The sequence below is a fragment of the Sphingopyxis sp. J-6 genome, assembly GCF_046603995.1.
Classification (GTDB): domain Bacteria; phylum Pseudomonadota; class Alphaproteobacteria; order Sphingomonadales; family Sphingomonadaceae; genus Sphingopyxis.
On the sequence record NZ_CP145810.1, the window covers coordinates 249,608 to 271,581 of the forward strand.

Sequence of the window (21,974 nt, forward strand, 5' to 3'; positions counted from 1 at the left end):
TAGTCGGACCGCGATTGCATAGGGGAAACCGCGATATGGCCGAATTCCGTCTGCCCAAGAACAGCCGCCCGCAAAAGGATGGCAAGGTCCACAAGGCCGAAGGCGCGGCCGCGGTCAAGACGTTCAAAGTCTATCGCTACGATCCCGACAGCGGCCAGAATCCGCGCTTCGACACCTTCGAGATCGATACCGAAAAATGCGGCCCCATGGTGCTCGACGCGCTCATCAAGATGAAGAGCGAGCAGGACAGCACCCTGACCTTCCGCCGCTCGTGTCGCGAGGGCATTTGCGGTAGCTGTTCGATGAACATGAACGGCAAGAACGGCCTCGCCTGCACCACCGCGATCGAGGATCTGAAGGGCGACGTCACGATCACTCCGCTGCCGGCGATGGACGTGATCAAGGATCTCGTCCCCGACTTCACCCATTTCTATGCGCAATATGCGTCGATCGAGCCGTGGCTGAAGACCAAGACGACGACGCCGAGCGGCAAGGAGCGGCTGCAGTCGCCCGAGGAACGCGAAAAGCTCGACGGGCTTTACGAGTGCATCCTGTGCGCCTGCTGCTCGACGAGCTGTCCCAGCTATTGGTGGAACAGCGACAAGTTCCTCGGCCCGGCGATCCTGCTCCAGGCCTATCGCTGGCTCGCCGACAGCCGCGACGAGATGACCGGCGAACGGCTCGACGAGCTGGAAGACCCCTTCCGCCTCTATCGCTGCCATACGATCATGAACTGCTCGAACGCCTGCCCCAAGGGGCTGAGCCCGGCGCGCGCGATCGCCGAGATCAAGAAGCTGGAAGCCGAGCGGCAGGTCTGATGCGGGGCTGGCTGCCGGCGCTGGTTGCGCTGGCGCTGGCCGGCTGCGCAGCAAATCCTGAGGTCGAAGCGGTGCCCGCGCCGCGCACTTATGCGCATGGCATCGGCGGGGCGACCTTCCTGATCGGCGGCAGTTTCGCGCCCGGCCGCTCGCCCGACGGCAACAGCCTGATCCTCTATGGTCCCGAGGGTGCCTTCGTGATCGACAGCGGCCGGCACGCCGAGCATCTGACGGCGATCAAGCAGGGGCTGAGCGGGATCGGCATGACGCCGGTCGCGATCGTCAATACCCACTGGCATCTCGACCATATCAGCGGCAATCCGGCGCTGAAGGCGGCGTTTCCGGACATCAAGGTCTATGGCACGTCGGCGATCGACGGGGCGTTGACGGGTTTCCTTGCGGCAAGCGCCGCGTCGTCGCGCAAGGCGCTGGCCGAAGGCGCCGTCCCGGCGAGCGCGGTTGCGGATGTCGAGGGTGACCTTGCGACGATCGCGCGCGGCGCGGAACTGCGGCCCGACGTCGTCGTTGACGAGACGCGCGACGTGGCGATCGCCGGCCGGCCGTTGTCGCTGCGCGTCGCGCACCGCGCGGTCACCGAGCGCGACCTGTGGATCTACGACGCGCCCGAAAAGCGCGCGATCGTCGGCGACCTCGTCACGCTGCCAGTGCCGTTCCTCGACACTGCCTGTCCGGAGGGCTGGATGAAGGCGCTCGATGAAGTGGCGGCTTCCGGCGCGGAGCAGATCGTTCCCGGGCACGGTCCGATCATGTCGCTCGTGGATTTCGAGCGCTGGAAGCGAGCTTTCGTCGATTTTATCGCTTGCGCGAAGGGGACGGGCGCGCTTGAGGCTTGTTCGGCGGGCTGGCTCGCCGGCGCCGCACGATGGGCCGACGACAATCGCCCGCGGACGAAGGCGATGGCGGATTATTACGGCGAGCTGGTGCGCTCGGGCAAACTGGATGGATATTGCAAGGCATGAATGACGGGATCGAGGAACCGAAGCGCCGCGACAATTTCAGCGCCGAGGAACTGGCGGACGGATGGGTGAGCTGGAACCTCAAGGACCCGAGCCGTTTCAACGCCTTTATCGAACCTTTGTCGGTGCGCGCCGAGCCCGACACGTCCGACGGCCGCCCGCAGGCCCGCGTCCGCATGATCCCCGAACGCAAGCACAGCAATCTTGGCAATAATGTCCATGGCGCGGTAACGCTGGCGCTCGTCGACATCGCGCTGTTTGCGGCGTCGCACCAGTTCGGTTCGCTGAACGCTGGCCATTCGGTGACGCTCGACCTGTCGACCCAGTTCGTCGGCGCGGGGAGGCTGGGCGAACCGCTCGACGCCGTGGTCGAGCTGGTGCGCGAGACCGGCCGGCTGATCTTCCTGCGCGGACTGGTCGTGCAGGGGGCAAAGGACGAGCATATCGTGCTGACCTTTGCGGGCACCATTCGCAAGGCGAGCAAGGATCGCGGCTGATGTCGGTGCTCGCCGAATATGACGCGCTGGTCGCCGCGGGCGAACTCAGGCCCGACCCCGAACAGCGTGCCGCCGCGGAGCGGCTGAACCGGCTCCAGGCCGAACTCGAAGCATCGCCGCCGCGCGGCAGCCTGCTGTGGCGTCTGACCGGCCGCAAGCCCGAGGCGCCGCGCGGGGTCTATCTGTGGGGTTCGGTCGGGCGCGGCAAGTCGATGCTGATGGACCTGTTTTACGACGCGCTGCACATCCAGCGCAAGAAGCGCGTCCATTTCCACGCCTTCATGCTCGACGTCCATGCGCGGATGCGCGAGGTGCGCAAAAGCGAGAGCGGCGACCCCATTCCGCTCGTCGCCGACGCGCTGGTCGAAAATGTCCGCTGCCTCGCCTTCGACGAGATGGTGGTCAACAACAGCGCCGACGCGATGATCCTGTCGCGCCTGTTCACCGCGCTGATCGAACGCGGGGTGACCGTGGTCGCGACCTCGAACCGGCCGCCGAAGGATCTCTACAAGGATGGTTTGAACCGCGAGCATTTCCTGCCGTTCATCGCGCTGGTCGAGGAACGGCTCGACGTGATGGGCCTCAACGGTCCGACCGACTATCGCCGCGACCGGCTTGGCGACGGCGCGCGGTGGTTCGTACCCGCCGACGAGGCAGCGAGTGCGGCGCTGTCGGCCGCTTTCTTCCGCCTCACCGATTATCCGCCCGAAGATCGCTCCAAGGTGCCGACGCTCGACCTCGACGTCGGCGGCGGACGGACGCTGCACGTTCCGAAAGCGCTGAAGGGGGTGGCGGTCTTCTCGTTCAAGCGGCTGTGCGGCGAGGCGCGCGGGGCGTCCGACTATCTCGCGGTCGCGCGGCACTTCCACACCGTGATCATCGTCGGCATCCCGCGCATGGGGCCCGAGAACCGCAACGAGGCGGCGCGCTTCGTGACGCTGATCGATGCGCTCTACGAATATAAGGTCAAGCTGCTGGCGAGTGCGGCGGCGATGCCCGACGACCTTTATGTCGCGGGCGACGGGGCGTTCGAGTTCGAGCGCACGGCGAGCCGGTTGTCGGAAATGCAGTCCGACGATTACCTCGCGCTAGGCCACGGCCAGGAGGATGCCGCCTAATATCTTGCCCCAGCGCGACGAGTTGAGCGTCACGGAGACGACATCGCGGACATAGCGGACTTCGTGCGCGAGATGCCCAATGCCCTGTTCGATTTTACGGCGCAGCGTGCGCAGCGGTTTGGGCGCCGCGATACCGATCCGTCCTGGCCGTGCGGGCGGGGCAGGCAGCGTTGCCAGGCCGCCGCTCGTCACGCGCGCGTCGTCCGCGACGGCGCGGCACAGCGCCTCCATGCGGGCGGCGGCGAGATGGTTCGGCACCTCGCGGTCGCGGCTCAGCAATTCGAAACTGTGGCTGAACGCCGAGAACTGGATCGCGCCGCTTGCCGCGCTATGGTCGAGCGCGTCGCGCATCTCCTGTTCGGACATTGCGCAAAGCTGGGCGGGACGGAAACTGTTGGCGCGGTCCATCAGCCCGCTGACCGGAACCTCGACGACGCCCAGATGTTCGCGCATGCCAAGATCGCCCGCGTCGAGCGAAATGGCGCAGCCATGGCCGAGATAGGCGCCGTTGAAGCTGCTGTCGAAGCGAAAGCCCAGCGCCGCGAGCGCGCGGAGCGTGTCGTCATTGGCGCCGAAATTGCCGGCGCGAAACGCGGTTGGGCGGGGCGCGCCCGCCCCGACCAATATGTCGCGGGCAAAGCCGATCAGCTTTTTCTGGGCCGCAAGCGGAAAATCGCCGATATTGCGCCCGGTGAGGTGGCCAGCCGGGTTGAACATCGCAAATTTCAGCCACTCGGTATGGATATGAAGCTGTACCTCGTGGCCGCGCCGGACGATCGGCTGGACGATCGCGTCGATGATTTCGGGGCCGTAAACCAGCGCGGGCATCGGATCGACGAAATAGACCCCCGTCAGACCATAGCGATCGAGCATGTCCATCTGGAAATGGATCCCGAAATCACCGTCGCGGCAGCGGCCGAGGATCGAGCTTTCGAAATTGGCACGCGCATCGGCGCCCCGTTGATAGAGGCGCGCCGACAATTCGGTGTCGAAGCTGATGATGGCCCGTGTCATCCCGGCCAATCTAGCCCGGGGGCGGTATAGGGACGGTTAACCCGAAACTGCGGCGATTCCGGGGCGCCCGATCAAAAACGGAAACTGACATCCACGCCCGCCCCCTTGGTGTCGCCCCACGGAAAAATCTGCACCCGTTCGTTCGCTTTGCTGGTGATGAGATGCCCGGTTGCCGTCCCGATCGCTGCGCCGACGAGCACGTCGCCGACCCGGTGCTTTTTGGCCTCGACGCGCGACAGGCCGACGAACGAGGCGACAAGATAAGCGGGCAGTCCGGCTTCCCAGCCATGGCGGTTGTGCAGCGTCGCGGCGGCCGCAAAGCTCGTCGAAGTATGGCCCGAAGGAAAGCTCTTGTTATCGCTGCCGTCGGGGCGGCGCGACGGGAAGGCTTCTTTCAGTCCCTGCGTGATCAGCATCGTGCCGCCGATGCTGCCGCCCGCCTGCAGGACGCCCTCCCAGTCGCCTTCGACTGCCGGCACCGCGAAGGCGGCGACGACGAGCGCATTCTTGGCGATCGTACCTGCATCGTCCCAGCCGTCTTCGCTGGCGCTGACCGGCGCGGCGAGACCAAGCGACAGGGCTGCGGCGAGGACGGGAACAAAGCGCGGCGAGATTTGTTTCATGCGAAGCGAGCTTATGCCGCTGTCATGCAAAGGCAAGGAAAAGCCGTCAGGATGGCGCGAAACCATCCGGCGATGCGCATGCTGCCACCCCTCTCACCTCTCTTAATGTTATTGCGAACTATTATCAAAAAAAGGCGGATTTTCGTCCTTTTCGCAGTTGTTTCCTTAAGGGAATCGGCGTAGGGGCGTCGCCAGTCTTGGGACCGGCATGGCGCTTTAGCCCGTGCGCCGACCGGTCTGTGAACCAAATGCCGGGCTTGCCAGGAAGGGAGTGCCGCGCGCCATGGGACGCAAGAAGATCGCTTTGATCGGAGCCGGGAATATCGGCGGAACGCTGGCGTTGCTCGCCGCGCAGAAGGAACTGGGCGACGTCGTCCTGTTCGACGTCGTCGAAGGCGTGCCGCAGGGCAAGGCGCTCGACCTGTCGCAGGTCGGCCCGATCGCGGGCTTCGACGCGAAGATCACCGGCACCAACGATTACAAGGATATCGCAGGCGCCGACGTCATCATCGTCACCGCCGGTGTCGCCCGTAAGCCGGGCATGAGCCGCGACGACCTGCTCGGCATCAACCTCAAGGTCATGAAGGCCGTCGGCGAAGGCATCAAGGCCAACGCTCCCGACGCGTTCGTCATCTGCATCACCAACCCGCTCGACGCCATGGTGTGGGCGCTGCGCGAATTCTCGGGGCTCCCGCACAACAAGGTCGTCGGCATGGCCGGCGTGCTCGACTCGGCGCGCTTCAGCCACTTCATCGCCGACGAATTCGACGTGTCGGTGAAGGATGTGAACACTTTCGTGCTCGGCGGTCATGGCGACACGATGGTCCCCGTCGTCCGTTACTCGACCGTCAACGGCATCCCTGTCCCCGACCTCGTCAAGATGGGTCTGTCGTCGCAGGACAAGATCGACGCGATCGTCAAGCGCACCCGCGGCGGCGGCGGCGAGATCGTCGCGCTGCTCGGCACCGGTTCGGCCTTTTACGCCCCCGCTGCTTCGGGTATCGCGATGGCCGAAGCCTATCTGGGTGACCAGAAGCGCATCCTGCCCTGCGCAGCCTATGTCGACGGCCAGTACGGCCTTGACGGCCTTTATGTGGGCGTTCCGGTGCTGATCGGCGCCGGCGGTGTCGAGAAGATCGTCGAGATCGAACTCGACGATGCCGACAAGGCGGGCCTGCAGGTCTCGGTCGATGCGGTCAAGGAACTGCTGGACGCGTGCAAGTCGCTGGATCCGTCGCTGGCTTAAGCCGGATATGGTCGCCATCCTCTTCCTGCTTCTCCCCCTGCCGTTTTTGCTGCTGGGGTATTTCGGGAAATGGAAGGTGACGGCGGCGATCATCGGGCTGCTGGGCTTGTGGCTGGTATACATCTTATACCTCCATCGGACTGGCGACCCGAACGATCCATCGTTGAATGAATATGGCGCCCAGATTTTCCCTTATTTCCTGGGCGTGCTGATCGCAGGAATGTCTTTGGCCCACGGTATCGGTTGGAGCGTTCGCTATTTGAAGACTCGGTTCGATGATAATCGCGCTAGGTCAAAACTCGGAGAGACTTTCGAATGAGCATCCTCATCGACAAGAATACAAAGGTCATCACGCAAGGGATGACCGGTGCCACCGGCACCTTCCACACCGAACAGGCGCTCGCCTATGGCACGCAGATGGTCGGCGGCGTGACGCCGGGCAAAGGCGGTTCGACGCACATCGGCCTGCCGATGTTCAACACGGTCGAAGAAGCGAAGCATGCGACGGGCGCGACCGCGTCGGTCATCTATGTGCCGCCGCCGTTCGCCGCCGACTCGATCCTCGAGGCGATCGATGCCGAGGTCGAGCTGATCGTCGCGATCACCGAAGGCATTCCGGTGCTCGACATGGTCAAGGTGAAGCGCGCGCTGTCGGGTTCGAAGTCGCGGCTGATCGGCCCGAACTGCCCCGGCGTGCTGACCCCCGACGAGTGCAAGATCGGCATCATGCCGGGCAACATCTTCAAGAAGGGCAGCGTCGGCGTCGTCTCGCGCTCGGGCACGCTGACCTATGAAGCGGTGTTCCAGACGTCGAACGTCGGCCTCGGCCAGACGACCGCGGTCGGCATCGGCGGCGACCCGGTCAACGGCACCAACTTCATCGACGTGCTCGAACTCTTCCTTGCCGACGAAGCGACCAAGTCGATCATCATGATCGGCGAAATCGGCGGCGACGCCGAGGAGCAGGCCGCGCAGTTCCTGATCGACGAAGCGAAGCGCGGCCGCAAGAAGCCGATGGCCGGCTTCATCGCGGGTCGCACGGCACCTCCGGGGCGCCGCATGGGCCACGCCGGGGCGATCGTGTCGGGTGGCAAGGGCGACGCCGAAAGCAAGATCGCGGCGATGGAAGCCGCCGGCATCAAGGTGTCGGCGAGCCCGTCGGAGCTCGGCACGACGCTTGCCGAAGTGCTCAAGGAACGCGTCTGAGCCAACCGGCCCGCCGGCAGGCTTTGCCGGCGGGCCTCCGCTCCCCATATAAGATGACAACCCTTTCCTCCCCGTGGAAAAGCAGATGAACCTCGAACGACAAAGCTTCGACATCGACGAGCCCCAGGCCGGCCCGAGCTGGGCGCCGAAGAACTGGCCCAGCATCGACAGCGACGACCTGACCGCCGCGCTCGATCCGCAGCAGATGCAGGTCGCGGTGAAAGCCGCCGCCGCGAAAGCCGGCGCTCCGCTGTCGAACGCCGAAGTCGAGCGCGCCGCGGACGATTCGATCCGCGCGATGATGCTGATCCGCACCTACCGCGTGCGCGGACACCTTGCCGCCAACCTCGATCCGCTGGGGCTCAGCCAGCGTGAGCTGCCCGCCGACCTCACTCCCGAATATCACGGTTTCGCTGGCGCCGATCAGGATCGTCCGATCTGGATCGGCGGCACGCTCGGCCTCGAAAAAGCGACGATCCGGGAGATCGTGGCGATCCTGCGCGCCAATTATTGCGGCAATGTCGGCCTCGAATATATGCACATCGCCGATATCGAGGAGCGCCAGTTCCTGCAGGAACGAATGGAAGGTGCCGACAAGATCATCGAATTTTCGGTCGAAGGCAAACGCGCCATCCTGAACAAGGTGATCGAGGCCGAGGAGTGGGAGAAATTCCTCGCGCGCAAATATGTCGGCACCAAGCGCTTCGGCCTCGATGGCGGTGAATCGATGATCCCGGCGATGGAATCGATCATCAAATATGGCGGCCAGTACGGCGTCAAAGAGATCGTCTATGGCATGGCGCATCGCGGGCGGCTCAACATGCTCGCCAACGTGCTCGCCAAGCCGTATCAGGTGATCTTCCACGAATTTTCGGGCGGCAGCGCCAACCCCGACGATGTCGGCGGATCGGGCGACGTCAAATATCACCTCGGCACCTCGACGGACCGCGAGTTCGACGGCATTTCGGTGCATATGTCGCTGGTTCCGAACCCCTCGCATCTCGAGGCGGTCGATCCGGTCGTGCTCGGCAAGGTGCGTGCGCAGCAGGTGGCGCGCGGCGACCTGACCGAACATGCGCAGGTCCTGCCGGTGCTGATCCACGGCGACGCGGCCTTCGCGGGACAGGGGATCGTCTGGGAGTGCCTCGGCTTCTCGGGCATCCGCGGCTACAACACCGGCGGTTGCATCCACTTCATCGTCAACAACCAGATCGGCTTCACGACCAGCCCGCAGTTCGCGCGCTCGTCGCCCTATCCGTCGGACGTCGCAAAGGGCGTGATGGCGCCGATCCTGCACGTCAACGGCGACGATCCCGAAGCCGTGACCTTCGCCTGCAAGCTCGCCATCGATTTCCGCCAGCGTTTCAAGCGCGATGTCGTGATCGACATGTGGTGCTATCGCCGCTTCGGCCATAACGAGGGCGACGAGCCTTCGTTCACCCAGCCGCTGATGTACGCCAGCATCCGTCAGCACCCGCCGGTGTCGCAGCTTTGCGCGGCGAAGCTCGAAGGTGAGGGCGTGATCGATGCCGGCTGGGCCGACGCGCACCGCGCCGAGTTCGTGGCGCGGCTGGAAGGCGATTTCGAGGCAGCGAAAAGCTACAAGCCGAACAAGGCCGACTGGTTCGCCGGGCGTTGGTCGGGGCTGCATTCGCCGGCCGATCCCGAGAATGCGCGCCGTAATATCGCGACCGGCGTGTCGGAGAAATTGTTCGATTCGATCGGTCGCACGCTGACGACGATCCCCGGCGACCTCGAGGTGCACAAGACACTGCGCCGCGTCATCGACGCGCGCGCCGCGATGTTTGCCGACAAGAGCGACGACGAGGTGTTCGACTGGGCGACCGCCGAAAGCCTCGCCTTCGGGACCTTGCTCAGCGAGGGTTATCAGGTCCGCCTGTCGGGTCAGGATTCGGGGCGTGGCACCTTCAGCCAGCGCCACGCCGTCTGGGTCGACCAGAAGGACGAGCATAAATATATCCCGCTGACCACCGTACCGCACGGCCGGTTCGAGGTGCTGGACAGCCCGCTGTCCGAATATGGCGTGCTCGGCTTCGAATATGGCTATGCGATGGCCGACCCGAAGAGCCTCGTGCTCTGGGAAGCGCAGTTCGGCGATTTCGCCAACGGCGCCCAGATCATGATCGACCAGTTCATCGCGTCGGGCGAAGCCAAGTGGCTGCGCGCTAACGGCCTCGTGCTGCTGCTCCCGCACGGTTATGAAGGGCAGGGCCCCGAGCATAGCTCGGCGCGCCTCGAACGCTTCCTGCAACTGTGCGCCGGCGACAATATCCAGGTGTGCAATATTTCGACGCCGTCGAACTATTTCCACGTCCTGCGCCGCCAGATGCTGCGCCCGTTCCGCAAGCCGCTGATCATCATGACGCCGAAGTCGCTGCTCCGCCACAAGCTGGCGGTGTCGCAGCGTTCGGATTTCATCGGCGAGGCGCATTTCCGCCGCATCATGTCCGACCGCACCCCGCCCGAGGACAAGGCGATCAAGCGGGTCGTGCTCTGTTCGGGCAAGGTCGGTTATGACCTGATGGAAGCCCGCGACGCCGCCGGACTGACCGACACCACGGTGATCCGCATCGAGCAGCTCTATCCCTTCCCGGGCGAGCCGCTCGCGATCCGGCTGAAGCGCATGCCGAACCTCGAAGAGGTGGTGTGGGCGCAGGAAGAGCCGCGCAACAACGGTAGCTGGTTCTTCGTCAACGAACTGATCGAGGACGCGCTGACCGAGGCGGGACACAAGGGCATGCGCCCGCGTTACGCCGGGCGCGCTGCCGCCGCGTCGCCCGCGACGGGTCTGATGAGCCGCCACCAGACCGAACAGTCCGCGCTCGTCGCCGATGCGCTCGGCCTTTCGGTTCGTGCCGAAATCCGCCGCGCCAAGAACAAAGCCTGAGCCAAGCTTAAGCCCTAAGGAACTGCATTCATGAGCACCGAAGTCAAAGTCCCCACGCTGGGCGAAAGCGTCACCGAAGCGACGATCGGCGAATGGCTGAAACAGCCGGGCGAGGCGGTCGCGGTCGACGAACCGATCGCCAGCCTCGAAACCGACAAGGTCGCGGTCGAAGTGCCGTCGCCGGTTGCCGGCGTGATGGGGCAGCAGGTCGCGGCGGTCGGCGATACCGTCAATGTCGGCGCAGTGATCGCGACGATCGAAGCGGGCGCGGGCAAGGCCGCGGCGCCTGCCGCTGCACCCGCCGCGAAGGCAGAGGCGGCGGCGCCTGCTCCTGCCGCCACTGCCGCGCCTGCGCAAGCCGAGGAAGGCGTCGACACCGTCACGACGATGTCGCCCGCGGTGCGCCGCCTTGTCCTCGAGCATGGCGTCGACCCGACGAAGATCAAGGGCAGCGGTAAGGACGGCCGCCTCACCAAGGAAGATGTGCTCGCCGCCGCCAATGCGGCGCCCGAAGCTGCCGCGCCGGCTCCGGCCGCAGCGCCCGCCGCAACTCCTGCAGCCAGCGGCGCCCCGGGCCGCCGCGAGGAACGCGTCAAGATGACGCGCATGCGCCAGACGATCGCCAAGCGGCTGAAGTCGGCGCAGGACACCGCCGCGATGCTGACGACGTTCAACGACGTCGACATGTCGGCGGTGATCGCGACGCGCGACAAATATCGCGAAAGCTTCGAGAAGAAGCATGGCGTCCGTCTGGGCTTCATGAGCTTCTTCACCAAGGCGGTCGCGCTCGCTGCGCACGACATCCCGGCGGTCAACGCACGCATCGACGGCGACGAGATCGTCTATCACGACTATCTCGATGTTTCGGTCGCGGTTAGCGCGCCCAACGGTCTGGTCGTGCCGGTCGTCCGCAACGCCGACAGCCTGTCGTTCGCCGACATCGAAAAGGCGATCGCCGACCTCGGCAAGCGTGCCAAGGAAGGCACGCTGACGATGGACGACATGACCGGCGGCACCTTCACCATCTCGAACGGCGGGGTGTTCGGCGGCCTGATGTCGACCCCGATCATCAACCCGCCGCAGTCGGCGGTGCTCGGCCTCCACCGCATCGAGGACCGCCCGGTCGTGCGGAACGGCGAGATCGTGATCCGTCCGATGATGTATATCGCGATGAGCTATGACCACCGCCTGATCGACGGGCGCGAGGCAGTGACCTTTTTGAAGACGATCAAGGAAGCCATCGAGGATCCGACGCGTCTGCTGATCGATCTTTGATCCTTCTTCCCTTCACAGAGGAGCGCAGCCCATGACGCCTTTCCCGATACGCCCGATCCGGGCAGCGAGCCTGTTTCTGGCAGCCTTTTCGCTGACGGGTTGCGGCGAGGGTGCGAGCGACATGGGAAAGGGGTTCGAGGACGGATTCAAGACCGAATTCGTCGAGAAGTTCGGTAACTCTTGCCGTGGTGCCGCCGCCGGTGGCGGGGCGTCAGCCGACAAGGTTTCCGAAGTCTGCAAATGCGCGGCCGATGAATTGGTCAAGAAATACAGCGCATCGGAATTGATGAGCCTGTCGCCCGAAGCGGCGATGCCGGTTATGAAAGAATGTGCCGCGAAATCGGGCCTTCCTGTTTAAGCGGGCGCGCTCCGCGGTGGCAGGCAGCATATTGAGGTAGATTGAACATGGCTGATTACGACTACGACGTCCTTGTCATCGGTGCCGGCCCCGGCGGCTATGTCGCGGCGATCCGCGCGGCGCAACTGGGCCTCAAGACCGCGTGCGCCGAAGGACGCGAAACGCTCGGCGGCACCTGCCTCAACGTCGGCTGCATCCCGTCGAAGGCGATGCTGCACGCGTCGGAATATTTCGAAGCTGCGGCGGGCGGCGCGATGGCGGCGATGGGCATCAAGGTGAAGCCCGAACTCGACCTCGGTACGATGCACGGCCAGCGCAAGGATGCGGTGAAGGGCCTGACCGGCGGCATCGAGTTCCTGTTCAAGAAGAACAAGGTGGACTGGCTGAAGGGCTATGCGCAGTTCACGTCGAAGGACAGCGTCGAAGTCGCCGGCAAGACCTATCGCGCCAAGAATATCATCATCGCGACCGGATCGTCGGTGACCCCGCTTCCCGGCGTCGCGGTCGATAACGACAAGCAGGTCATCGTCGATTCGACCGGCGCGCTCGAACTGGCGAAGGTGCCGGGGCATATGGTCGTGATCGGCGGCGGGGTGATCGGGCTCGAACTCGGCAGCGTGTGGCGCCGCCTCGGCGCCAAGGTCACCTGCGTCGAGTATCTCGACCAGATCCTGCCCGGCATGGACGGCGACGTTCGCAAGGAAGCGAACAAGATCTTCAAGAAGCAGGGCATCGAGTTCAAGCTGAAGACCAAGGTCACCGGCGCGACGGTCAAGGGCAAGAAGGCGGTGCTGACGCTCGAACCCGCGGCCGGCGGCGACGCCGAAACACTCGAAGCCGATGTCGTGCTCGTGTCGATCGGGCGCAAGCCGAACACCGACGGCCTCGCGCTCGACAAGGCGGGGCTCGCGGTCAACCAGCGCGGCCAGATCGAAACTGATCACGATTTCAGCACGCAGGTTCCCGGCATCTGGGCGATCGGCGACGTCATCCCCGGCCCGATGCTCGCGCACAAGGCCGAGGACGAAGGCATCGCCTGCGCCGAAAATATCGCCGGCCAGACGGGTATCGTGAACCACGACGTCATCCCGTCGGTCGTCTACACGTGGCCCGAAATCGCCGGTGTCGGCCTGACCGAAGAGCAGGCGAAGGAAAAAGGCGAGGTCAAGGTCGGCAAGTTCCCGATGATGGCGAACAGCCGCGCCAAGACCAACCACGAACCCGACGGCTTTGTGAAGGTGATCGCCGATGCGAAAACCGACCGCGTGCTGGGCGTCTGGTGCATTGCCAGCGTTGCCGGCACGATGATCGCGCAGGCCGCACAGGCGATGGAATTCGGCGCGACGTCGGAAGATATCGCCTATACCTGCCACGCGCATCCCACGCACAGCGAGGCGATCAAGGAAGCCGCGATGGCGGTGACGGGCAAGCCGATCCACGTCTGACGATCCGCCTGTCCCGCTTCATGGAGGCGAATGTTAAGGAACCGGGGTGGAGCCGCAATCGATCATCCGCCTGCTAGACTTGGCCGGCATCGGTGTGTTCGCGCTGTCGGGCGCATTGATGGCGGTGCGGCTGCGCCAAACATTGGTCACCGCGAGTTTTTTCGCGCTCGTCACCGGGGTTGGCGGTGGCAGCGTACGCGACCTCCTCATCGGGGCGCCGGTCTTCTGGGTACAGGACGGCGCGATTGCGGCGGTGTGCATCGCCATCGCGCTGATTGTGTGGGTGACGCCCGAACGCTGGTGGCCGGGGCAATTGCTCGAATGGGCCGATGCGGTGGGGCTGGCCGCCTATGCCGTTTTCGGTACCGCCAAGGCTTTGGCCTGGGGCGTGCCGCCCTTTCCGGCGCTGATGATGGGGGTGATCACCGGCTGCGTCGGCGGTACGATCCGCGACATCCTTGCCGGGGTGCCGTCGATCATCATGCGCCCCGAAGTCTATGTTACCGCTGCTGCGCTCGCATCGGGCCTTTTCCTGCTCCTGCAATGGCTGGGGACGGGAACGCCGGTGGCGGCCGTGGCGGGTGCGGTCGCCGGCTTTGTCCTGCGCGGCGCCGCGATTCACTGGTCGCTCGCGCTCCCCGCATATCGCGGACCCAAAAGCTAGGCCGCGCGCCGGGCTTGCCAAATCGCGAATCTGTGGCAGGTTCGGCTTGTGAACATCGGTGTCAGCACCTTCCATCGCGGAGATTCCATGACAACAGAGCAGGCGACCGCCAGCGGCATCAGCATCACCTATGAGGACAAGGGCCCGCGAGAGGCGCCGGTGATCCTGCTGGTGATGGGGCTCGGGGGCCAGTTGACCTTATGGCCGGACGAGTTCGTTGAGGCACTGAACGCGCATGGCTTCCGCACCATCCGCTACGACAATCGCGATGTCGGCCTGTCGACGCGCTTCGATACGGCGGGGGTTCCGAACCTCAAATGGATGTTCGTCAAGGCGGCGATCGGCCTGCCGGTGCGTCCCGCTTACACGCTGGCCGACATGGCGGCCGACGGCATCGCGCTGCTCGACCATCTCGGTGTCCAGCGCGCGCATATCGTCGGCGCGTCGATGGGGGGAATGATTTCGCAGCATATCGCCGCGCGCTATCCCGACCGTGTCCTGTCGCTGACCTCGATCATGTCGACCACCGGCAACCGCCGCCTGCCGCGCGCGAACAAGGAGGCGATGCAGGTCCTCGCGAACCGGCCGATGAGCGGCGACAAGGAGGATCTGATCGCCTATTCGGTGCGCGCCGCGCGGGTGATCGGCAGCCCCGGCTATCCGGCGACCGAAGAGCGGCTGCAGCGCCGGGTGCGGAGCGATTTCGAGCGCGGATGGTACCCGCAGGGCGTCGCGCGGCAGATGGCGGCGATTGTCTCCGACGGCGACCGGCGCGCGATGCTGAAGGAGATCGAGGCACCGACACTGGTCATCCACGGCGAGGCCGACCCGCTGGTGCCGATCGCCGGCGGGCGCGACACGGCGGAAAATATTGCGGGGGCACGGCTGCTGACGATCCCGGGGATGGGACACGACCTGCCGCTGGCGCTGGTCGATACGCTCGCCGACGCGATTGCGGAACATGCGCAAAGTGTCGCCGTAGCGGCCTAGCTTTCCCCTCCCGCGTACGGGAAGGACGCTATTTCAGTAGCAGCGCCAGCGTTCCCAGCCACCCCTTCGCTTCGGCCTTCCCGGCCAGCGGGACAGCCGGCAGATAGGCGCGGCAATCGAGGCACGACGCCTGGATCGATCCGGCCTGCGTCAGCAGCGACAGGTCCTGAAGCAACCGCCGTTCGGCGAGTTGGCGGTTCATCGCCGCGATGCCGAACCAGCCGCGCGGCGCGGCGGCTGCGGGCTCCTCGACCCCTGCCCAGCTCGCCAGCATCTTCGAGAATTCGCTCGGCTCGTCCTCGAAATATTTGGCGTGATATTCGCCGTCGATCTTGGCGAGCTTCGCCGCCGCGGCCAGCGCGTCTGGCAGGCCGCCGAACTGGTCGATCAGGCCGATCTGGCGCGCCGTGCCGCCCGCCCAGACGCGGCCCTCCGCGATCGCCTGGATCTTTTCGAGCGGCTGCTTGCGGCTTTTGGCGACGAGCCCGGTGAAGCGCGCGTATACGTCTTCCACGCTCGCTTGCGCCATCGCGTTGAATTCGTCGCTGACCCCGCCGAGAATGTCGGGCTGGCCCGACAGCGGCGTCGTCTGGATGCCGTCGGTGGTAACGCCGACCTTGGCGAGCGTTTGTTCGAAGCTTGGCAGGATGCCGAAGACGCCGATCGATCCGGTGATCGTCTCGGGCTCGGCAAAGATGCGGTCGGCGGGGGTGGCGACCCAATAGCCGCCCGAGGCTGCGACATTGGCCATCGATACGACGATCGGCAGCTTTTTCGCCTTGGCGGCGAGTGTCGCCTGGCGGATCTGTTCGGACGCGAGCACCGAGCCGCCCGGCGAATCGACGCGCAGGACGATCGCCTTCACACTGCTGTCGGCGGTTGCATCGAGGATGTGCTGCGCGACAGTCTCGCCGCCCGCCGTTCCATTAGCTGCCTCGCCGTCGACGATTTCGCCGACCACGGGCACGACGGCGATGCGGCTGCCGGTTTCCTCGGGCGGATTGGCGGCCACCCAATTTTCGAGCGGGATCGCGTTGAACGTCCACGGCTGGCTGTCGTCCGGCGCACCGCTGATCTCGGCGACGCGGGTGTCGAAGGCCATGCGACCGCTGACCTTGTCGATCAGTCCGGCGTCGAGCGAGGCCTTGCTGAGATCATTGCCCGCCGCGCGAATCGCGCCGGCGGTGTCGGCGATAAAGGGATCGATCTTCGCCTTGGGACGCGCTTTCCTGACGTCGCTCAGCCAGTTTTCCCACAGCGCGCCGGCATAGGCGAGATCGGCTTCCTTGGCCTCGGGCGACTGGTCGGCGCGGAGATAGGGTTCGACGGCGCTTTTGAAGGTGCCGACGCGATAGATGTGCGCGGTGACGCCCAGCCGGTCCATCAGTCCCTTGTAATAGAGGCGCGAGCCGCCGGGGCCGGCGATGGCGACGCCGCCGATGCCGTCGGCCCAGATTTCGCTGGCGTGCGCCGCGACCTGATAGCTGTCGGTGGTATAGGCGGTGGCGAAAGCGAGCACCGGCTTCTTCTTCGCGCGCACCTTGTCGATCGCGCTGCCGATTTCGGCGAGCGACACCTGCCCACCGCCGAGGAAGCGGTCGAGGTCGAGCACGACCGAGGTCACGCGTTTGTCGTCGGCCGCGGTTTCGAGCGCGTGGACGACGTCGCGCACCCGGATTTCCTTAAGGTCGTTACCGCCCGACAGCGCCGCGAGCGGGTCGATCTCTGCCGGCTGTTCGGTGACGATACCGTCGAGGTCGATGACCAATGCGCCCTGGCTGACTGGGAGGCCGGCGTTGGGGCGGCCGGCAAGCAGGCCGAAGAGCAAGGCGAAGAACATGAGCAGGAAGACGAGCGCCAGTCCGTCCTTCAACGCGACGAGCAGGTGCCACACCTTGCGCGGAAAGCTGGTCGTGCCTTTCGGCTTGTCCTCGCCCGGCAGCGGCCGGCGAACGGGAATGGCCCACGGGCCGGCGGGATTGGCGGTATCGGGAGAGCTGTCGGTCATGCGGGTAAATCTAGGGAGGCGGCCCGCCCTTGGCAATGCGTGCTTCGACGGGCGGCACACCCGGCTCCATGGGCGTCAGAGCCATCCCTCGCGGCGATACCAGTTCACCGTCGCGGCGAGTGCGTCCCCCGTTTCGATTTCGGGCCGCCATAGCTCGGGCGGCGGACAGGCGCCGGCGGCGACCACCCAGTCGGGATGCGCGATATAGCGGGCGCGGTCGGGGGTCAGCTTGGCGCGGCTGCGGCGGACGAGCGTGTCTAGCCGACCCCCCGCCTTGAGCAGCAGCGCCGGGGTCGCGAGCGTCGAAACGTGGCGGCGCCCGACGGCGCGGCCGATGGCGCGCGCGAAGCTGCGGTGCGACCAGCCGTTCGTGCGGCCGTCGTCGGGTTCGTACGTTTGCCCAGTACTGACATCGCGGTCGGCGGCGAGGGCGACGAGCAGGCGTGCGAGCTCATCGACGTAGATCGCCGACAGGCGCCCGTTGGGCACCAGCGCAATCCCGCGCCGCGCCATGCGAAACATGTCGAGCATCTCGGTATCGCCGGGGCCGAACACCGCGGGCGGGCGGACGATCGTCCAGTCGAGCCCGCTCGCGCGCACGAGCGTTTCGGCGCGGGCTTTCGACCAGCCATAATCGGAGATGCCCGGCTCGCGCGCGGCGAGCGAGGAGACATGGATGAAGCGGCCGATTCCTGCGCCGCGCGCCGCGTCGATAACATGGCCGGTCGCTGCGACATTGCCCGCCTCGAAGGCTGCGCGCGTCGGGACGCTCACGACGCCGGCAATGTGCATCACCACATCGGCGCCCGCCACCATTTCGGCGAGGCTGTCCGGCCGGTCGAGCGCGCCGGCGATCCAGGTGACGCCGGCCTGTTCGGGCTGCGGGCGGCGGGTGAGGGCGCGGACGTGCCAACCCGCCGCGACGGCCTGCCGCAACGTCGCGCCGCCGACGAAGCCGGTCGCACCGGTCATCGCCAGCGTCGGCGAAGTCACAGCAGCACCATATGGTCGCGGTGCACCATGGCTGCTCGCGGCGCATAGCCGAGCGCGGCTTCCTGCGCGTCGCGGCCGAGGCCGAGGATCGTGGCAGCGTCGGTGGCGGGATATTCGGCGAGCCCGCGCGCGACGATGCGTCCGTCGGGCCCTGCGATGTCGAGGATGTCGCCGCGGGCGAAGCTGCCGCTGACTGCGGTAACGCCTGCCGCGAGCAGGCTCGCGCCGCCGTGCAACGCCTTCACCGCGCCGGCGTCGATGCTGAGCCGTCCCTTGGCGGTCAACCCGCCGGCGAGCCACGCCTTGCGCGCGCTCGCGCCGCGTTCGGCCGTGAACAAGCTGTGCCGCGCTTCGGTCGACAGCGGCCGGTCGATCCGTCCCGACGCGATGGCGAGGTGCGCGCCGGCGGCATTGGCGATGCGCGCCGCGGCGATCTTCGACACCATGCCGCCCGAGCCCATTCCCGACGCCGAACCGGTGTCGGCCATTGCCTCGATCGCGGCGTCGATACGGTCGATACGTGCGATGTGAACGGCACCGTCCCGCGCCGGATTGCGGTCGTAGAGGCCGTCGATATCGCTGAGCAGGACGACACCGCCGGCGCCGGCGGCCTGCGCGACACGCGCGGCGAGGCGGTCGTTGTCGCCGAAGCGGATTTCCTCGGTCGCGACGCTGTCGTTCTCGTTGATGATCGGCACCACGCCGAGACCCAGCAGCCGGTCGAGCGTCGCCGAGGCGTTGAGATAGCGGCGGCGATGTTCGAGGTCGTCGAGGGTGACGAGCATCTGCGCCGCGGTCAGCCCTTCGGCGCCGAGCACCTCGGCCCAGACCTGGCTGAGCGCGATCTGCCCCGTGGCGGCGGCCGCCTGCGCATCCTCGAGGCTGGCGCGGCCGCCCTTGGCGAGGCCGAGCCGCCGCGCGCCGAGCGCGATAGCGCCCGACGAGACAACGGCGACCTGCTGGCCGGCGCGGATGCGTTCGGCAATGTCGGCGGCAATCCCGGCGAGCCAGTCGCGCCGCACCGCCCCATCCGGGTCGACGAGCAGGGCCGATCCGATCTTGACGATCAGACGGGGGCAGGAGGCGGGCGCGAACAACATGCGCCGCCGATAGCGCGCATGATGCGCCGCGCCAATGGTCTGCTTAGCGGTCGCCGCCGAAAGTGTAGCTGAGCGCGATCCCCGCCGACGGCTGGCTGCGCGAACCGGAATGACGGACAATCGGCGAATCGGCCGCATCGCCGACCAGCCGGTCGTAGCGGCCATAGACGCCGACCCCCCAGCGCTTGCCGAGCTGGCGGAGATAGCCCGCCGTCATGCCGACCGACTGGATACCGCCCCCGGGGTCGAAAGCGGCCAGACCCGAGGCGGCGGATGCCGCCGGGGTGACGCCGAAATAGGCGCGCCGGTATTTCGCATCGCCCAGCGTCACGCGCGGACCGATCGAAAACAGCCAGTCGTCGCCGTCGCGCGCGATATAGTCGGCGCTGACCTCGCCGACCCAGCCCTTGTGGCCGCTGAGACCTTTGCGGCCTTCGATGCGGACGCGGAATTCGGGCGCCAAGGAATATTGCGCAAAGGCGCCGGCCTCGATTGACAAGCCGACCTTAGGCAGATTCGCCTCGACATCGGCGGCGGTGCGCTTGCCGATAAAGCCGAAAGCGGGGCCGAAGGCGAAATTGCCCGAGTGGACGAGCGGCGAGCCGAAGCTTTCGTCGGGGGCTTCAAATTCGAACGGCGTGCCTTCGGGCGACCGCGACAGGTCGACATAGGGGCCGATCGTCATGTCCTTTGCGCCGGGCCAGGCCGGCGAAAGTTGCGGGCCCAAAATGATCCGTGTCCGTTTCGGGGCGTCGGCCTGCTGCGCATGGGCGGTAAGCGCCGGGGCGAGCAAAACCGTCGCGGACAATAGCGCACGGTTGAAAAGACGATATGCGGGCATCCGGAAATCCTTGTTGTTCCAGATGAAATCCCCGCTCGCGGCTTTCGTTCCTAGATCGGGGACCATTCGCCCGCTTCACCGGGCGCGTCATCGTCGTCGGCCCCGGGTTCGGGTAGGCCCACCGCTTCGAGCAATTTGTCGAGCACCGCGTCGATGCCGGCGCCGCTGGCGCCCGACAGCGCCATCACCGGCTGCCCGCTTTCGGCTTCGAGTTCGGCGGACAGTGCGGCGATCAATTCGTCGTCGAGCGTGTCGACCTTGTTCAGCGCGACGATCACCGGCTTGTCGACAAGGTCGGCGCCATAGGCTTCGAGCTCGTCGCGGACGATACGATAGCTGGTCGCAACATCCTCGTCGTTTGCGTCGACGAGATGGAGCAGCACGCGGCAGCGTTCGATATGGCCGAGGAAGCGGTCGCCAACCCCCGCGCCTTCGGCGGCGCCCTCGATCAACCCCGGGATGTCGGCGACGACGAATTCGTGCCCCTTGTGGCTGACGACGCCGAGCTGCGGGCGGAGCGTGGTGAAGGCATAGGCGCCGACCTTCGCCTGCGCATTGCTCACCGCATTGATGAAGGTCGACTTGCCGGCGTTGGGCAGCCCGACGAGACCCGCGTCGGCGAGCAATTTCAGCCGCAGCCAAACCCACATTTCCTCGCCCGGCCAGCCCGGCCCGTGCTGGCGCGGGGCGCGGTTGGTCGAGGTCTTGTAACTGGCGTTGCCGCGGCCGCCGTCGCCGCCGCGCAGAAAGGCGATACGTTCGCCTTCCTTGGTCAGGTCGGCGAGCAGGCTGCGCTCTTCGTCGTCGTCGAGGATCTGGGTGCCGATCGGGACCTGGATCACAAGGTCGGGGCCGCCCGCGCCGGTGCGGTCGCGTCCGGCGCCAGGCGTGCCACGCTTCGCCTTGAAATGCTGCGTGTAGCGAAAATCGATCAGCGTGTTGAGGCCGGCGACCGCCTCGAAGATCACGTCGCCGCCCTTGCCGCCGTTGCCGCCGTCGGGGCCGCCATATTCGATATATTTCTCACGCCGGAAGCTGACGGCGCCGGGACCGCCGTCGCCGGACTTGATGAAGATCTTGGCTTGGTCGAGAAAATGCATGACAGGGCCTTTGGGGCGGGAGAGGGTGAGGCGCTTATAATTTCCGTTCGCAACGAGCGAAGTCGAGATGCCCCTCGGCCGTGTACGCCAGTTGGGTGTCTCGACTTCGCTCGACACGAACGGAATGAGGGGATTGGCGCGCCCCTAGCCCGTACCAGGCAAAAAAGCCAGCCCCTAGCCTTGCGGCTTCGCGCCCTGCTCGGCCCAGAAGGCAGCGATCCGGCCGGTGATCAGTTCGGTGGCGAGCGCCCGCGCGGTGTCGCGGGGCAGCGCCAGCGCTTCGGCCATCGGCCCGCCGAGTTGCGCATCGCCCATCGCCATCAGCACGAGCGCCAGCGTATCCTCGTGCATCAGGCGTTTCTCGTGCGCGTCGGGCGCCATGCCGTCGATCAGCCGGTGGATCGCGTCGATCACCGGGTCGAGCGCGCCTTCATTGCCCGTCGCCGCCATCCATGTCGCGAGCGCCCCCGCGCCGCCGCTGCCGAAGGCGTCGAAGGCCAGGTCGACAATCTCGCGCACATTGCGTTCGCCCGGCGCCGATTCGGTCATCTTGCGGCCGATCGTGTCGCAGACGGTATCGGCGAGATAGGCGGCGAGCGATTTTTGCAGTCCTGCGGCGCTGCCGAAATGGTGGAGCAGATTGGCGTGGGTGCGGTCGACGCGCGATGCCACGGCTTTCAGCGTTACCGCTTGCGGGCCCATTTCGATGAGGATCAGCCGTGCTGCTTCGAGCGCGGCGGACCGGCTTTCCTCGGGACTCAGGCGCTTTTTCACTATTGACATATGTGTAAGT

21 protein-coding genes are annotated in these 21,974 nt (G+C 66.0%); 13 read left to right on the forward strand and 8 right to left on the reverse strand.

Features of this window, described 5'->3' with window-relative positions; genetic code table 11:
* Positions 1-35: 35 nt before the first annotated feature.
* The 4 genes from V6U71_RS01335 to zapE are packed head-to-tail and all read left to right on the forward strand — an operon-like array spanning position 36 to position 3,410.
* Entirely contained in the window at positions 36-818 is a 783-nt protein-coding gene (locus V6U71_RS01335; RefSeq protein WP_411340640.1) for a succinate dehydrogenase iron-sulfur subunit, read from the forward strand.
* Complete coding sequence (locus tag V6U71_RS01340; protein WP_411340641.1) at positions 818-1,798, forward strand: MBL fold metallo-hydrolase; 981 nt, start codon at positions 818-820, stop codon at positions 1,796-1,798. Before V6U71_RS01335 ends, V6U71_RS01340 begins: the two co-directional genes overlap by 1 nt.
* Positions 1,795-2,292, forward strand: coding sequence for a PaaI family thioesterase (locus tag V6U71_RS01345; protein WP_411340642.1), 498 nt, complete (start codon positions 1,795-1,797; stop codon positions 2,290-2,292). Before V6U71_RS01340 ends, V6U71_RS01345 begins: the two co-directional genes overlap by 4 nt.
* Entirely contained in the window at positions 2,289-3,410 is a 1,122-nt protein-coding gene (gene zapE, locus V6U71_RS01350; protein WP_411342292.1) for a cell division protein ZapE, read from the forward strand. The genes V6U71_RS01345 and zapE overlap by 4 nt, the downstream gene beginning before the upstream one ends.
* Here the strand turns inward: zapE and V6U71_RS01355 are convergent.
* Positions 3,381-4,424, reverse strand: coding sequence for a polysaccharide deacetylase family protein (locus V6U71_RS01355; RefSeq protein WP_411340643.1), 1,044 nt, complete (start codon positions 4,422-4,424; stop codon positions 3,381-3,383). The genes zapE and V6U71_RS01355 overlap by 30 nt on opposite strands.
* Positions 4,425-4,495: 71 nt before the next feature.
* Positions 4,496-5,047, reverse strand: a complete 552-nt coding sequence (locus tag V6U71_RS01360) for a phosphatase PAP2 family protein (RefSeq protein WP_411340644.1) — start codon at positions 5,045-5,047, stop codon at positions 4,496-4,498.
* A 283-nt stretch (positions 5,048-5,330) separates the two neighbouring features.
* Here V6U71_RS01360 and mdh point away from each other — a divergent pair, with 283 nt between their 5' ends.
* The 9 genes from mdh to V6U71_RS01405 all read left to right on the forward strand — a co-directional run bounded on the left by mdh (position 5,331) and on the right by V6U71_RS01405 (position 15,139).
* Complete coding sequence (gene mdh / locus V6U71_RS01365; RefSeq protein ID WP_411340645.1) at positions 5,331-6,293, forward strand: malate dehydrogenase; 963 nt, start codon at positions 5,331-5,333, stop codon at positions 6,291-6,293.
* Positions 6,294-6,300: 7 nt separating this feature from the next.
* Complete coding sequence (locus V6U71_RS01370) at positions 6,301-6,612, forward strand: hypothetical protein (RefSeq protein WP_411340646.1); 312 nt, start codon at positions 6,301-6,303, stop codon at positions 6,610-6,612.
* The gene (gene sucD, locus V6U71_RS01375) at positions 6,609-7,499 is read left to right on the forward strand and encodes a succinate--CoA ligase subunit alpha (protein WP_411340647.1); all 891 of its coding nucleotides are present in this window, start codon (positions 6,609-6,611) and stop codon (positions 7,497-7,499) included. Before V6U71_RS01370 ends, sucD begins: the two co-directional genes overlap by 4 nt.
* A gap of 85 nt (positions 7,500-7,584) precedes the next feature.
* Positions 7,585-10,407: a 2-oxoglutarate dehydrogenase E1 component gene (locus tag V6U71_RS01380; RefSeq protein WP_411340648.1), complete on the forward strand. Its 2,823-nt coding sequence runs from the start codon at positions 7,585-7,587 to the stop codon at positions 10,405-10,407.
* Between the two features lie 30 nt (positions 10,408-10,437).
* Positions 10,438-11,682: a 2-oxoglutarate dehydrogenase complex dihydrolipoyllysine-residue succinyltransferase gene (gene odhB, locus V6U71_RS01385; RefSeq protein ID WP_411340649.1), complete on the forward strand. Its 1,245-nt coding sequence runs from the start codon at positions 10,438-10,440 to the stop codon at positions 11,680-11,682.
* A 31-nt stretch (positions 11,683-11,713) separates the two neighbouring features.
* Positions 11,714-12,040, forward strand: a complete 327-nt coding sequence (locus V6U71_RS01390) for a hypothetical protein (RefSeq protein ID WP_411340650.1) — start codon at positions 11,714-11,716, stop codon at positions 12,038-12,040.
* A 47-nt stretch (positions 12,041-12,087) separates the two neighbouring features.
* Positions 12,088-13,485 carry a dihydrolipoyl dehydrogenase gene (gene lpdA / locus V6U71_RS01395; protein ID WP_411340651.1) on the forward strand — a complete coding sequence of 466 codons (1,398 nt, stop codon included), beginning with the start codon at positions 12,088-12,090 and terminating at the stop codon, positions 13,483-13,485.
* A 46-nt stretch (positions 13,486-13,531) separates the two neighbouring features.
* The gene (locus V6U71_RS01400; protein ID WP_411340652.1) at positions 13,532-14,149 is read left to right on the forward strand and encodes a trimeric intracellular cation channel family protein; all 618 of its coding nucleotides are present in this window, start codon (positions 13,532-13,534) and stop codon (positions 14,147-14,149) included.
* Positions 14,150-14,236: 87 nt separating this feature from the next.
* A complete protein-coding gene (locus V6U71_RS01405; RefSeq protein ID WP_411340653.1) occupies positions 14,237-15,139 on the forward strand; it encodes an alpha/beta fold hydrolase in 903 nt (300 codons plus the stop codon).
* 28 nt (positions 15,140-15,167) lie between these two features.
* Here the strand turns inward: V6U71_RS01405 and sppA are convergent, their stop codons facing one another.
* The 6 genes from sppA to V6U71_RS01435 all read right to left on the reverse strand — a co-directional run bounded on the left by sppA (position 15,168) and on the right by V6U71_RS01435 (position 21,964).
* A complete protein-coding gene (gene sppA, locus V6U71_RS01410) occupies positions 15,168-17,147 on the reverse strand; it encodes a signal peptide peptidase SppA (RefSeq protein ID WP_411340654.1) in 1,980 nt (659 codons plus the stop codon).
* A 75-nt stretch (positions 17,148-17,222) separates the two neighbouring features.
* A complete protein-coding gene (locus tag V6U71_RS01415; protein WP_411342293.1) occupies positions 17,223-18,119 on the reverse strand; it encodes an NAD(P)H-binding protein in 897 nt (298 codons plus the stop codon).
* Positions 18,120-18,136: 17 nt separating this feature from the next.
* Complete coding sequence (gene proB, locus V6U71_RS01420; RefSeq protein ID WP_411340655.1) at positions 18,137-19,240, reverse strand: glutamate 5-kinase; 1,104 nt, start codon at positions 19,238-19,240, stop codon at positions 18,137-18,139.
* A 43-nt stretch (positions 19,241-19,283) separates the two neighbouring features.
* Positions 19,284-20,081: a MipA/OmpV family protein gene (locus tag V6U71_RS01425; RefSeq protein ID WP_411340656.1), complete on the reverse strand. Its 798-nt coding sequence runs from the start codon at positions 20,079-20,081 to the stop codon at positions 19,284-19,286.
* A 50-nt stretch (positions 20,082-20,131) separates the two neighbouring features.
* Complete coding sequence (gene obgE, locus V6U71_RS01430; RefSeq protein ID WP_411340657.1) at positions 20,132-21,181, reverse strand: GTPase ObgE; 1,050 nt, start codon at positions 21,179-21,181, stop codon at positions 20,132-20,134.
* Positions 21,182-21,355: 174 nt separating this feature from the next.
* On the reverse strand, positions 21,356-21,964 hold the full coding sequence (locus V6U71_RS01435; protein ID WP_054724269.1) for a TetR/AcrR family transcriptional regulator: 609 nt from the start codon (positions 21,962-21,964) through the stop codon (positions 21,356-21,358).
* Positions 21,965-21,974 lie beyond the last annotated feature (10 nt).